General features: G+C 66.6%; 18 protein-coding genes. All 18 read right to left on the bottom strand.

The window, feature by feature from the left end; translation table 11 throughout:
* Nucleotides 1–663, bottom strand: a complete 663-nt coding sequence (locus tag AB0F88_RS40235; protein WP_362696636.1) for a hypothetical protein — start codon at nt 661–663, stop codon at nt 1–3.
* A 1-nt stretch (nt 664) separates the two neighbouring features.
* On the bottom strand, nt 665–1,144 hold the full coding sequence (locus AB0F88_RS40230) for a hypothetical protein (protein WP_362696634.1): 480 nt from the start codon (nt 1,142–1,144) through the stop codon (nt 665–667).
* A gap of 64 nt (nt 1,145–1,208) precedes the next feature.
* The gene (locus tag AB0F88_RS40225) at nt 1,209–1,682 is read right to left on the bottom strand and encodes a hypothetical protein (RefSeq protein ID WP_362696632.1); all 474 of its coding nucleotides are present in this window, start codon (nt 1,680–1,682) and stop codon (nt 1,209–1,211) included.
* A 12-nt stretch (nt 1,683–1,694) separates the two neighbouring features.
* The gene (locus AB0F88_RS40220) at nt 1,695–1,946 is read right to left on the bottom strand and encodes a hypothetical protein (protein WP_362696631.1); all 252 of its coding nucleotides are present in this window, start codon (nt 1,944–1,946) and stop codon (nt 1,695–1,697) included.
* Between the two features lie 42 nt (nt 1,947–1,988).
* A complete protein-coding gene (locus AB0F88_RS40215) occupies nt 1,989–5,825 on the bottom strand; it encodes a hypothetical protein (RefSeq protein ID WP_362696629.1) in 3,837 nt (1,278 codons plus the stop codon).
* 284 nt (nt 5,826–6,109) lie between these two features.
* Nucleotides 6,110–6,379: a hypothetical protein gene (locus tag AB0F88_RS40210; protein WP_362696627.1), complete on the bottom strand. Its 270-nt coding sequence runs from the start codon at nt 6,377–6,379 to the stop codon at nt 6,110–6,112.
* 98 nt (nt 6,380–6,477) lie between these two features.
* The gene (locus tag AB0F88_RS40205) at nt 6,478–7,011 is read right to left on the bottom strand and encodes a hypothetical protein (protein WP_362696625.1); all 534 of its coding nucleotides are present in this window, start codon (nt 7,009–7,011) and stop codon (nt 6,478–6,480) included.
* Nucleotides 7,011–7,499 (bottom strand): hypothetical protein, encoded by a 489-nt coding sequence (locus AB0F88_RS40200; RefSeq protein ID WP_362696623.1) that lies wholly within the window; start codon nt 7,497–7,499, stop codon nt 7,011–7,013. Before AB0F88_RS40200 ends, AB0F88_RS40205 begins: the two co-directional genes overlap by 1 nt.
* Before the next feature lie 3 nt (nt 7,500–7,502).
* Complete coding sequence (locus AB0F88_RS40195) at nt 7,503–7,754, bottom strand: hypothetical protein (protein ID WP_362696621.1); 252 nt, start codon at nt 7,752–7,754, stop codon at nt 7,503–7,505.
* Nucleotide 7,755: 1 nt separating this feature from the next.
* Nucleotides 7,756–8,079 carry a hypothetical protein gene (locus AB0F88_RS40190; RefSeq protein WP_362696619.1) on the bottom strand — a complete coding sequence of 108 codons (324 nt, stop codon included), beginning with the start codon at nt 8,077–8,079 and terminating at the stop codon, nt 7,756–7,758.
* A gap of 62 nt (nt 8,080–8,141) precedes the next feature.
* On the bottom strand, nt 8,142–8,576 hold the full coding sequence (locus AB0F88_RS40185) for a hypothetical protein (protein WP_362696617.1): 435 nt from the start codon (nt 8,574–8,576) through the stop codon (nt 8,142–8,144).
* A complete protein-coding gene (locus tag AB0F88_RS40180; protein WP_362696615.1) occupies nt 8,573–8,926 on the bottom strand; it encodes an HK97-gp10 family putative phage morphogenesis protein in 354 nt (117 codons plus the stop codon). Before AB0F88_RS40180 ends, AB0F88_RS40185 begins: the two co-directional genes overlap by 4 nt.
* Entirely contained in the window at nt 8,923–9,360 is a 438-nt protein-coding gene (locus AB0F88_RS40175) for a DUF6093 family protein (RefSeq protein WP_362696613.1), read from the bottom strand. The genes AB0F88_RS40180 and AB0F88_RS40175 overlap by 4 nt, the downstream gene beginning before the upstream one ends.
* A gap of 13 nt (nt 9,361–9,373) precedes the next feature.
* A complete protein-coding gene (locus tag AB0F88_RS40170; protein WP_362696611.1) occupies nt 9,374–9,727 on the bottom strand; it encodes a hypothetical protein in 354 nt (117 codons plus the stop codon).
* Between the two features lie 9 nt (nt 9,728–9,736).
* A complete protein-coding gene (locus AB0F88_RS40165; protein ID WP_362696609.1) occupies nt 9,737–10,072 on the bottom strand; it encodes a hypothetical protein in 336 nt (111 codons plus the stop codon).
* Nucleotides 10,072–10,335, bottom strand: a complete 264-nt coding sequence (locus AB0F88_RS40160; protein ID WP_362696607.1) for a hypothetical protein — start codon at nt 10,333–10,335, stop codon at nt 10,072–10,074. The genes AB0F88_RS40165 and AB0F88_RS40160 overlap by 1 nt, the downstream gene beginning before the upstream one ends.
* Nucleotides 10,336–10,337: 2 nt before the next feature.
* Complete coding sequence (locus tag AB0F88_RS40155; protein WP_362696605.1) at nt 10,338–11,501, bottom strand: hypothetical protein; 1,164 nt, start codon at nt 11,499–11,501, stop codon at nt 10,338–10,340.
* Between the two features lie 117 nt (nt 11,502–11,618).
* Nucleotides 11,619–11,969: a DUF2190 family protein gene (locus AB0F88_RS40150; protein WP_362696603.1), complete on the bottom strand. Its 351-nt coding sequence runs from the start codon at nt 11,967–11,969 to the stop codon at nt 11,619–11,621.
* Between the last annotated feature and the right edge of the window lie 2 nt (nt 11,970–11,971).

The following is an 11,971-nucleotide window of genomic DNA, read 5'->3' as shown; positions in this document are numbered from 1 at the left end:
TTACCAGGATGCGGCGCGGTGAACAGCGGTGAACGTGGCGGCGACGATGCGGGGCCGACCGGAGGGCGCCTCGGTGATGGCGATGGTGTAGCCGTGCGGCGCCGACGGCGTGCCCGAGGTGCCGAAGGTATGCGTCCCGGTTGCTGCGCCGCTGGCCAGGACGCGGGTGGCGCACATCGCGCCGCCCTCCCCGGTGTCGGCGACGTCCACTTGCTCGGTGAACCCGCTGGCGGGCTCAAACGACTGCCCGGCGTTCAACGCGACAGCGAACCGGACTTCAAAATCCTCTAGCCCCGCTGGGGTCACCGATGGGGTGCTGACGGCTGAACCAACCGCGATGCTCGACGAGTTCGATACGGGAGCCGCGAGTGACGCGTCCGCCACAGCGATGATGATGGTGCCGCCGGGCTGCGCGGTCTGCGTAACCGTGTAGTTGCCCGGCTCTGACCCGCCAGCAGCGAGGTAAGCGACACGGGAGGTGGCGCCGGACGTTTGCGTCTCCAACTGCGTCCACCCGGACGGGACCGCACCGATCGTGCCCGCCGACCACTGCAGGCTCAGCAGGAGATCCCCGGCGGCCACACCAGTGGGTTTGTTGCAGGAGTAGGAGGTGGAGGAGGACGTGGCCGACGTCACCGACCCCACCAGCGTGGGGGTCGGCACCTCAGGCCCTCTCGAACCACATGGCGGCCCGGACGCTCGCTGTCGCCGGCGCCGTGCACCTCAGCAGGAAGCCCTCGCCCAGTGGCGAGTCCGGGGTGTCTCCCAGCGGCCAGTCGTACAGCAGGAGGCCACCGTTGGGGGTGAGGAGAAACTCCTCCACGACCGTGATGGCCGTCGGCTCGGTCGTCCACGTCTTCGCCGCGGTGAAGCCGGTGGACGCGGTGCGCCCGTACACCTGGGTTGGCGTGACGCTGCTGGAGGCCGTGCCCGGCGGGTTCGCGCCGAACGTGCACAGGCACACTTCGATCAGCACCGGCACCTCGGACGCTGTCACGCCAGGGAACGAGACGCGGATCTTCTTCAGGTCCACGCCGTGGTTGGCGGTCGTCGCCCCGGACTTCACGCCGAGGATCGACTTGGCCGTGGCGGCGGTGAGGGACACCGTGCCGCCCGTGGTGATCACGTAACCGCTCTTGGCCATTGATCGGCCTCCTTACATGGAAAAACCCCCGCACGCTGGCGAGGGTGGAAGGTCGAATCAGGGGTTAGGCGGCGGCGCGGAGCTTCTGCCGGAAAGCGCCATCAGCATGGAACGCAATCGAATAATCACCGTCGTTGGTTGGGATCGCCTGCCCGAACGACCGGAACAGCACGGCCCGGCCGGACAGGTCCGGCGCGTAGATGAGCAGGCCGGAAGCGGTGATCGTGGTGGATGTCCATTCCAACGTGTTGATCTTCCAACCGACCTTGTTCGCTGAGCCGACCAGTACCGCCCACGAGGTAACGGTGATGTCCGTCCCGCCCGCTGTGTAGCCGGGCCCGTTGGACTCGTCATCGTCGAACGGTGCGGACCCGTAGGCGGGGTTGGACTGGTCGAAGTCGATCGTGCCGCCCGCCACGGTGCCCTCAAACAGAGCTCCTTTGAACGCTCCGGGGGTGACGTCGGAAAGGTCGAGGGCGATGTCATTCGACAACGCCTTGATGTACGTGTCGCTGAACCAGCCGTCTTGCAATGCCACGACCGGTGCCTCCTAGGCCAAGTTGACGCGGGCGTGCTGCCGTTCACGCCCGTCTGGGGTGGTCTCTCGGGTTACGACGTGGCCCTGCTGCGTCTGGATGCGCTGGATGCGGGAGCCGTCCTCGCGCCGCTCCTCACGCACCTGGTCGCGGGTCAGCCACGTCGGCTCGTCGGTGACGACGTCAGGGCCCCGTCCTTGGCCGAGCGGTTCCCCGCCTCTGGCCCACTCGCCGAACGTCTGACCGGATGTTTCGTCCCAAGGCATGGCTGAAGCCGCCTCCTATCTGAATGGGTGTGAGAGGCGGCTTCAGCCGCGTCCGCGGCGCCGTATGGAGACCCGCGCAGCCAACTCGTCGAGGTCCGCCTCAGAGCGAATCGTGGCGCCGTACATAGCCACCACCGGCGCCCCGCCAGAACCGCCGGCAGCGGTACCCGGCGAAGAAGACCCGCCAGCCGCCGCTGGTGTTGCGGACCCGCCGCCGCTGTAGGACGACTGCACTGGTCGTGACGTGCGCGACCAGTTCGTGGAGCCCGGCATCGCCACACCCACGGTGCCGCTGGTCGCGCCCAAAATCTCTTGCTTGACCGGCTGCTTCTTCGCCGCCGCCTTCTTCGCGCTAGACGAGCGGGGACTACGCTCGTCGCCCTTCGACCCGGTGTTGCCCTTGGAGTCGCCGGACGCCGCAGCGGAGATTGCGTCCCCGAGTTGAGTCACTGCCTCGGTCAGCGGAGGGACCTCCACGGCGATGACCTCGCCCCACCCGGTGACCTCGTCCGCGAGGTGCCCGGTGATCTCTCCCACGCCGGTCAGAGACTGGGTGAGGGTTCCGGCGTCTCCGAGGGTGGCGTCCAGGGTGGATGTGGCTCCGGCGAGCCCTCCGGTCAGGTTCAGCGCCGTGGTGGTCAAAGCGGAGTGCAGCGCGTCGATGCCGGTGACCGTCACCGACGCCGCACCGCCGCCGGCGCTCCCGGAGAACGAGCCTCCGCTGGCGCCTGCGGCTGCCCCTGCGGTGTCGGCGCGGACCTGCTCCGGCACCACCGCCATCCCCATGAGCCCCGCAGCTTCCTGCAGGATCTGAAGGCCGCGGGCACGCTTCGACGAGTCGAGCGGGATGAACGCCTCGTAACCGGCCTCACCGAACACCACGTCAGGGCCGCCGCGACCAGCGATGTGATACGGCTTCCGTGCGATCATCGCCGACGGGTTCCCGCCCAACGACCGGATGCCGCCCTGAGCCATGTAGTCCGGCGCGCCATTGCGGTTCTGAATACCGCCCCACGCGTTGCCGCGGGCGCTGGTTGAGTTCAACCCGCCCTTCATCGCCAAGTCGGTCCGCCTGGCAATGTCGATCAAGGTTCGCTTGATGTTGTCCAAGTTCGCCTGAGCGGTCTTCGTATCCATATCGATCTTGATGGACTTGCTCTTCAGCTCAGCAAGAACCTCCTTGAGATCCTTGCCGCCCTTCATTGCCTTCTGGGCATCCTGCGCGGAGATGCCGTAAGCCTGCGCGAGCAGCAAGATCTGCGACTTGGCTTCACTGCTCTTGCCTGCCAGTTCTCCCAGCCGCGGCAGCTGCTCCAGCACCGCTTTGGTGCCGTCGCTGGTCTTGCCACTCAGGGCCGCCGCACCGTCCGCCGCATCCTTGACCGACTGAGTGTAGCCGGCAAACTTCTCACGAGCGGCGATGACCGCGTCCCGCTGCGCGTCGGTCATGGTCTTGTTGATCGACAACTTGCCGTTACTCGCCTGCAGCGCCGCGGACGCGTCCTTATACGCCTGCTCCATGTTGCGTATGGCCTGGTAGGCGTCGGTTTTCCCGGCGAAAGTGTCGAGTGCGGCGTTGACTTCGCCGACCTTCCTGCCGTGCTCTCCCGCCGCGTCACCAGCCGCCTTGGACGCGATCGCATCCAACTCTTTCTGGTGCTTCAACTCACCCAGGCGACTCTCCAGCGACTCGACCTTGTCGGCCGCCTCACGCTGAGCGTCCGAGAAATAGATCGTGTCGAAGATCGCGAACCCGATCTGGGCGCGCTGATCAGCGATGGCTTTCGTCAACGCAGCGATCTCCGCATCAACGTTGCCGCCCGCCACCGCAGAGATCTTCTGCTGGAACTCCGTAGCCGCCTTGGCGTTGTCCGAGAGCCGCGATTCCAGGATCAACAGCCCGCCGACAAGAGCCGCGCCGCCGACGATGCCGGCCACCCCGCCGAGCCCAGAGGCCAAGCCAGTGAGGGCAGACCCGAAGTCGCTCGTCTTGCCCTTGACGCGGTCGAATCCGTCGCGCATCCGGTCGAGCTTGCCCGGCATCTCAGTGAAGAACGACGCGACCCCGAGCCCGGCCTGCGCGGTCTTGATCGCCACGATCGCCAAAGCGATGAGCTGGATGTGCTGCGGGTCCATTCCGGCGACGATCTGCGCCAGCAGGTTGAGGCCGGCCATGGAGCCGATGCCGAGCGGTCCGACCGCTTCGCCGACGTTGACCAGCGCCGACGCCAGGTTCTTGATCAGCTCCCACACGTCGGGGGCGTTTTGCTTCACGAACAGTAGGAACTCGTGGAATTCCGGGCTGTCGTTGAGCTGCTGCCCCCACTTGGAGAACGCCGTAGTGGCGGCGTCGAGCCCGCCAACAACAACGGGCGTGAACGGCAAGAAAGCGTCGATGATCCCGGCAACACCTGTCGTGACGTTGCCGAAGGACCGGCCCAATCCGAGGATCGCGCCAGGCAACTCCACGGCCACGTTGTTCAGAAACTGCGTCCAGAACGGCCCTGCAAGAGCAGCCTCTGCCTCCGTAAGAAGGGTGCCGAACGCGCCCGACGCGCCCTGAACCATCGGAGTCAGCTTCGGCAGCGTCCGCTCCATGAGGCCAAGCCCCTGGGAGATGACCGGGAAAACATCTGGCTGCAGCCCGCGCTGCCACGCCAGATAAGCGTCCGAGAACGCCTTCGTGTCCTTCGCTAGGGCCTTCTCCTCCTTGGACAAGTCAGCGAAAGCATCCTTGAGCTTGCCCGCCGCCCCGCCTCCGCTAGACATAGCGGCCTGCTGCTGGAGATGCAGCTGCTTGAGCTGGTCTTCGGCCTGGGCGACCTTGTCCTGGGCAGCCTTGAGGTCGTCCAGCCCTCGCTGGTATTCCTTCGTGCCTTCGATGCCGGCCTTGTTCGCCGCGGCGGTGTCCTTCTTTGCCCGCGCGGTCTTGACTTCCTGCTCTTCGACACGCTGCAACGCCTGCTCGTACGACAGGGCGGCGCGCTCGCGTTCCAGGTCGGACGCCTTCGGATCCGCGTTGACCTCCGCCAGCCGGGCCGCGGCCTCCTTCACCGCAAGCGCCGCGTCCTTCTCGCTGAGAATTGACCGGTCAAGCGAGAAATTCATGTCTTCGAGGGCTCGCCGACCGGCCTCACGCGCCCGCGTCAAGTCCTCCTGTGCGGACCTTGCGTCGGTTTGCGCGTCCTTGAGTCGCCTCTCGGCTTGCTCCAGTTGCATGGCCTGCTGGGCGGCCTGAGCGGCGGACTGGCCGGCGCCGCCCGTAGCACCGCCGGCGGCCTTGGCTGCACTCTCCTGAGCTTTCAGGGCTTCGTTGACGCGGGTCATGCCCGGCACGGCGACAGCCGCGAAGCTGGCCGCCCCTACACCCGCAGCGGTAAACGCGGCGCCGAGGCCAGCCACGCCGACACCGATGGTTGTAGCTGCGGGCAGAGCGGCTAGAGCGGCGCCGACGAGGGCGATGTTGGCCAGCGCCCCGCCTACGTTGGCGTTGACGTTGACGTGCGCGGTTCGGCCGTCGACCCGTTCGACCTCTGAGTTGAGCGCCTGCAGCTCAGACAACGCGGAGCCGATGTCGGCCTTGACGTCGATGGATGTCTCGTCGCGCTGAAGTTGTTCCAACTCGCGCTGAATTTCTCGGATCTGCGCGACGGCGTCCGCCGAAGAGATATCGATGCCGATCTTCTTGTCAGCGAGCGCCTCCATCTGCGCGCGGAGTTCCGCAAACTTGATCTCAGCGGGAGAAGAGTCCGCATCGATGGTGATCTTCGGCAGCGTTTTTGTTGCCGCTTCCAGCCGCTGCCGGAACGCATCCGCGTAAGCGCCCGTCTGCTGCATCTGCCGAGACAGGTCCTGCGTGGAGGTCTTCGCCTGCCCCATGCCCGCGACATAGTGTGAAACGCGGGCCCGAAGGGCGACCGAAACCGAGCGATCGACCAAGACGACTCACCCCTTGCATGTTGCGGATTGAGTCGTTTTCGCCTCGCGCAGGCAGGTCTGCGTGTCATGCTCTGCGAGCAGATCGGGGGATCTCAGCCAGCCAAAGGAGCCCTCGCCATGCCCAACATCGGCCCCACACAGATGCTGATCGGCCTGATCCTGTTCATCGCGGTCGTCGCCGCGGTCTACCTCGGCGTCAAGCTGGCAACGCGCGGCAAGAAGAGCTAAGACGTCTGCTCGATGTGCCAGAGCAGGGCACCCTCGCGCACGGAGCCCTTCTTGGAATGCGCGTGCTGAACCTTGATCAACTCGTCACATGCCTGGCAGCGGCGCGGCGGAGGAACCTTGTAGGAATGGACCGGTTCCCCGTCGCGCATCGCCGTCGTGTCCGACAATTGGAGCCTGCAGGCGGGGCACTGCCCTGCCTGCCATCGAAGGTAGGCCGCCGCCCAGGCGTAGTCCTCCTCCAGCCAGCGCGGCGCCCACGTCGTCACCGTGTGAGACAACCGGCCGTCATCGTCGTACACGTACTCGGTGACTGCTTCGGCTTGCCGCCCAAGCACCTCACTCCGGGGAGCACCCCAAGCGTGAGCTACTTCGAGCTCCTCCTGGAGCTCGCCAGAACTGCGGAGGCGGCTGACGAGTTTGGGATGTCCAACTTGGCCGCATTCACAGCGGACGCGGCCATGTAGATGGCGTTCCACTGAGCCTGAGTGACCATGTCGTTCAGCTCGCCAGCCTCAGCTTCGGTCATTTTTGGCTCGATCGCACACGCCGCGATGAGCGCCACCGGGAACGTCTCCCAGTTGACGTCGTTGCCTTTCTCTTCCTGCTCACGCGTCGGCGGGTACTGCGCAACCAGGTCCGAGTAGGCGCGCTTCGTCAGGCCGCGGAACCGGAACACCGTGGAGTGCTCTCGCATCTCCTCACTCAGGTCGGCGATCATCTGCGCGATCGTCTCGGCCTCTTCGTTGCCGCCGCTGAGGGTCACCGCCTTCGGCTTGGACCGGGCCGCGGCAAGATCCCGCTCCAAGCCCTCGAACTCAGCCTGCAGGTCACCTCGCAGGCAGATCGAGACGGTCTTCTCGGGAAGTTTGATGCGCCCCTTGATGTCAGCGAACTCCATTAGGCCGCCACCGTGGCCTCACGGTTGTACGGGCCAGACGGGTACAGGTTGACCATGGCGCGGTCGTAGGTTTCCGCCTCCGGCGCCAGCTCGGACGGCTCACCGCAGGTCACGGTGTACACGGCGACCTTCTGCCCGGCGGCGTACGGGGTAGAGAACGCGACACCGCGGCGAACCACGAGGTAGCCCTCGGTCTGGTTCGTCATCACCGACCACATGCGGTCCGCAGCAGGCGAGGAGTCGCGGAAGAACGTCAACTCGATCTGCGCCTGGGTACGGCCAGGACCCTGGAACGTCTGGGTGGAGGCGAGGGTGTCACCTTCAACGGCGCCCTGCTCGATGCTGATGCTCAGGCCGTCCGCGGTGATGCTGGTCTCGCAGACGACGATGCCGGCGGCGGTCAGCTCAGCTACGGTCGGGGCTGAGATGGACGCGATGGCCGGCACGAACGTGGCCTTGGTGTTTCCGTCAGAAAGACGCTTGCTCACGGCCTACTCCTTGATCTGGGCAGGCCGCGAGGCCGCCTTGTTGGGCTTGGAAATGCCGGACTCCTCCGACTGGGGCGGGACGATCACGGCGGACTGCGCAGGCTCGATCTCGTCGTCCTGCTTCGCGGTCTCTTCGCCGGGCTCCGGCGCAGGGCCGATGACCTTGTGGCCCTCGCGGTGCTCCCAGAAAGGGAGGGCGCTCTCGTCGATCTCGAACCGGCGAGTCGACGGATCCTCAATCACGTAGCGGCCCATGTCAGTGCCGCTCGTAGATGAAGGTGACGTCGGGGGTGGCTGACCACGTCAGAGCGATCAGGTTGTCGGAGGGGTCGACGTACTGCGGCAGCATGATCGCGGCCTTGGTCGCCCCGGCCGCCACGGTGATCACCGGGTCCGGGTTCGGCTGCCCGTAGGAGTTGTTACCGGCGACGGTGATGGTGGCGGTGATCGACCCGCCGGAGCCGTTGATGATGCGCAGGACCGCGTTCGTGTCGTAGACGAGCTTGTCGCCGGCTGCAGCGGTCCGTTCGGTCAGGACCGTGCCGGCGGCGCTGATCGCCTCGGCGGAATAGGTAGCCACGCGGGCTCCTTTCGGGAACGAAAAAAGCCCGCACGGTGGCGGGCTGGATCAGGCAGGGAAAGTCAGGTCGGGTCTGACTTGAAGTGGAACTGGAGGGTGCCGTAGTGGACCGGCGGCGCCACTGCGTCATCGCGGGCTATAGGCCGGTTGAGCGGCACCGGGTATATCGGGTAGGCAATCCGGCCGGCCACGGTAGGGGTGACGCCGATCAGCGCGGCGCGGACTGCGTCCATGACACCCGCGGCCTGGTCCTGCGTCGCGCCTACACAGGTGAGTTGGAAAGTGAAGTCGAAGCTGTCGTGAAACAGCGCCAGCGACGCCGGCTCGTCCAGGCCGGTAAACGGGTAGAGGACCGTGTAGCCCTTGAACGTTGAGGTACCAGGGTTGCCTTGCCATCCGCCGTTCGTTGGGGCTTTGCCCCGGTCTACGAGCACGCTGGCAGCGGTGAGCAGGCCCATGACGGCGGTGGTGTGCGGCCTGGCCGCTGCGACGGTCACTCCAGCACCCGTCCGCCGATGGACTCGATCGCCTTCACGAACGGCTCCACCGCAGCCTCGAACGCGGGCCCCATGTAAGGCTGCGGAGCCATTCGACTGGTCCCCAGCTCCACAAACGCCGCGTAGTTGGCTGTCGCGACGACCGTGAAGCCGAACTCGTCGAGGTCGAAGTCCACGCCGATGCTGTTCTTCAGATTGCCGGTGTCCACGGGGACGAGCGCTTGCGCGCCGGCCACGACGTCCAGGCCGGTTTTCTGCACTGCGGCTTTGGTCATCTGTTCGGCTTTGGCGCTGGCCGTGTCGAAGACGACTTCTAGGCGTGCGATCTCGGAGAAGTCGAAGTCGGTCACGGCGCCTCCCGGTGGGTGATGTCCTCGGTGGCGGTGAGGACGCGTTCCCACTGTTCGGTTCCGCCGCCGCCGAGCGTGTCGGTCACCTGTAAGAGGCGGCCGGGTAGTCGTGGGTCGGCGGCGGTGAGAACCTCGACGATGTCGCCTTCGAGGATCTCGACGACGTCCCACCGGATCGCGACCTTGTAGTCGCCGATGCCGGTGGGCTGGTCTCCGACGACGGGGTTGCTGATGCCCGGGGGTGCGGTGATGCGGCAGGGCCCCTGGTAGACGACGGTGGACGCTGGCGGATGCCAGACGTTGTCGTCGTCGACGGTTCCTTCGCCGCCGCCGCGGGTGATGCGGCAGGTGCCGGTCAGGGTGCCTACCGCAGTGCGCCGGTGGTGTTCGGACCAGCGTGGATGGATCGGGCCGTGTCCTGCGAGGGGAGACATGGGCGCCTCCCCTCTACGGGACGTAGCCGAGGTGTCCGCGCCATGGGTCGAAGTCCACGATCGCCAGCCCCACCGTGTCGTCGCCGTCTCCGTCGTCGAGTTGGCGGCGGAGCTCCGATGCCCTCGCGCGGAGCTCCGCAGCGACCTTCGTGCCGTCGATGCTCAGCCCATTCATCGAGATGACCTTGGACACGAGCGCCTCAGACGAGGCGATCACGTCCAAGGCTTGGGCCGCGGCCCGCTTGACCGAGCCCTCCAACGACAGAAACGCCTCGATCTGCGGGTCGTTCAACAGCTGGGCTGTCGGATCCGTGTCCGCAATCAGGAGCCGCACCTGGCCGACGTCAGTGCTGTAGTCGATCGGCATCGTCGCCTCCTACGTGGCGGGGATGACTGCGATTCCCCACGTCGCCGACGCCGGGTCGATCGCGCCGGCGGTGCCGTTGATGATGCGGATCGTCACGGTGTTCGCCGAGCTGACGAACGCACTGGGGACCAGGCCCGCAGTGAGGTTGCCGGGTGGGGCGACCATGGCGAAATCGCCGGTGGCCGCGCCGGTCACGGTGGCGGTGAGCGTGCCCACCGCTCCGGCGGCGATGGACGCGAAGTCCAGCGTCGCCGTGGCAACGAGCATCTTCTGCGCTGCCGGGATTCGCCCTGAGGCGTTGAGGGAGGCGAGGCCGCCGGCCGCGCCCTTCGCGGTGGCGCCCATCAGGTGCCGCCCTTCCTGTTCGTGCGCTTACGCGCGGAGGTGGTTCGGGCAGGAGGCGCTGGTTCGGCCAGCGCTTCCGCCTCGGGAGCGGGCTCCTCCGTCGAGGTGGTGGGCTCTCGCAGTTCGACCGTCTTCGGGCCGTCTGCGGGAGTGACCTCCTCAGGAGAGGACCGCTTGGGGATGCGCTCCAGTACCTCGCCGAGCCGTTCGTAGACCGCGGCGAGGTACGTCTCCGTGCCGTTGATCGGCGGCGGAAGAGCCATGGTCAGGAACCACTACCGTTGGACGCCACCGCGCTCTTCGCGTCCAGCAGAGTTCCCCCGAAAACATGTCTCACTTTGGTATCGATCGAATCGGTGTCGAAGTCGCCGTCCATGGGGTCGATGAGACCGCCGCCGACGCGGGTCGCGTTGGGGCTCTTCATGAACAGCTCGGGGCTCTCGTGGCCGGACAGGAAGCCGATCTCCATGGCGGGGCGGCCGACGTTCGGGTCCGCGATGAGGTACCAGCTCGTGTTGCCGTTGCTGGAGTTGGAGACGATCGGCAGCCAGGGGTTGACCAGGACGGTGACGTCGTTGCGGAGCCAGTTGGCGACGCGGAGCTGGTTGTTGCCGGTGCCGTCGCCGCCGCCGTCTGCGGCGAGGATCTCGGTGGCGTTGATGATGTTGTTCGCGGTGATCTTCAGCGCGGGCGGGACAACCAGGACGACGCCGCCGAGGTAGATCGGGTTGCCGTCGGTGTCGACCTGCGCGGCGAGGGTGTTGAACGCTGTGGTCAGGCCGGCGACCGACAGGGCCGGGTTGCCGGTGACGACGTTGGCGTTACCGACCGAGAAGAACGTGCTGTCGGGGCCGGTGGCGCCGGCAAACAGGTCAGCGACGAACCGCTCCTCGCTGAAGCGGGCGGAGTTGGCGAGGCGCTGCGGCATCTCCCGCAGGGCGTCGAGGTCGTCGTTGACGAACGCTTCCCACGAGAACGGGAGCCGCTTGCCGTACTTCTTGACCTTGTACTCGTAGCGGGAGTCGGAGACGGACGCGGCCGGGTACTCCGCGGTTTCCTTGACCTCCGACAGGACGGCCTCGCCGCCGTCGAGTGCGTAGCGGGTCACGGTGCGGAAGTCGCGGACTCGGCCGCGCTTGGCGATGCTCTGCCACATGACGGGCATGTGCTGGTAGGCCGCGAGCATCTGCCGGTCGATGATGTCGCCGAACAGGTAGCTGAAGTCGCTGGTGGTCATGGCCTCCGACAGGCGGTGGCCAGGAAGACGGCCAGCCAGAACGCCCTCATACAGGCGGGCGGCCTCCAGCAGCGCGGTCTTGTACTGCGGGGTGTTGCGTCCACCGCGGACTCGGCGTCCCTCGCGGGCGTAGAGTCGCTCGGCGCTGGCGTCCTGGGCGGTGTAGGTCTCGATCAGGTCGAGGAGCTGCATCTTTGGTCCTTGCTCTCAGGCGCTCCGCGCCGGGCATGCGAAAGCCCCCGGCCATGTGGCTCGGGGGCTGAAGAAAAAGGGGGAAGTGCGGGGCACCCCGTGGGGTGCCTGGTTGGCTCAGTAGCCGATCTTCACCCGGATGGTGGCGGTCGCGCCGGAGCTCACCGCTTCGAGGGCGTAGCCGAAGCGAACCCCGGACGTGGTCGCGGACAGCTTCGGAGTGTTGGCGGCGACGTAGTAGAGGATGTCGCCAGCGTTGATCGCCGCGTTGGATCCGTTGGTGCCCTTCACGGACAGGGTGGCCACGCCGTCGGTCTTGATGGTCGTCAGACCGTCGGGCTGCTCGTCGATGAGCGCGACACCGGGCAGCTGGCCCATGACGACCGGGTCACCCGAGGCGGGGGTGGCGGGGTCGGTGACGGCGAGCTGGAGCTGCACGCCCTCGTCGAAAATGATGTTGGTCGCCATAC

The sequence above is a fragment of the Streptosporangium sp. NPDC023963 genome (genome assembly GCF_040639135.1).
Lineage (GTDB): Bacteria > Actinomycetota > Actinomycetes > Streptosporangiales > Streptosporangiaceae > Streptosporangium.
The sequence above is the reverse complement of the archived record's forward strand: the minus strand, read 5'-3'. Positions and strand labels throughout refer to the sequence as shown.